Source organism: Saccharothrix sp. ST-888, from assembly GCF_000955975.1.
Classification (GTDB): domain Bacteria; phylum Actinomycetota; class Actinomycetes; order Streptomycetales; family Streptomycetaceae; genus Kitasatospora.
This window is the reverse complement of record NZ_JYJF01001171.1, coordinates 1-215: the sequence shown is the minus strand read 5'-3', so window position 1 is coordinate 215 and position 215 is coordinate 1. Positions and strand designations below refer to the sequence as shown.

Below are 215 nucleotides of genomic sequence, written 5' to 3'. Positions count from 1 at the left end.
CCGGATCGACCAGGCCCTGTACGCGGTCATCATGGAGGCCTACGTCCACGGCGTGTCCACGCGGTCGGTCGACGACCTGGTCAAGGCCCTCGGCGCGGACACCGGAATCTCCAAGAGCGAGGTCTCCCGGATCTGCCAGGACCTGGATGGCCAACTGACCGCGTTCCGCAGCCGCCCCCTGGACCACGTCCGCTTCCCGTACATCTACCTCGACG

The 215-nt window shown here is 67.4% G+C and carries 1 protein-coding gene; it reads left to right on the top strand.

Translation table 11 applies throughout. The features are described from left to right. Nucleotides 1-215 (top strand): IS256 family transposase (locus UK12_RS36120; protein ID WP_045307468.1); only part of this gene is annotated, 215 nt, incomplete at both ends.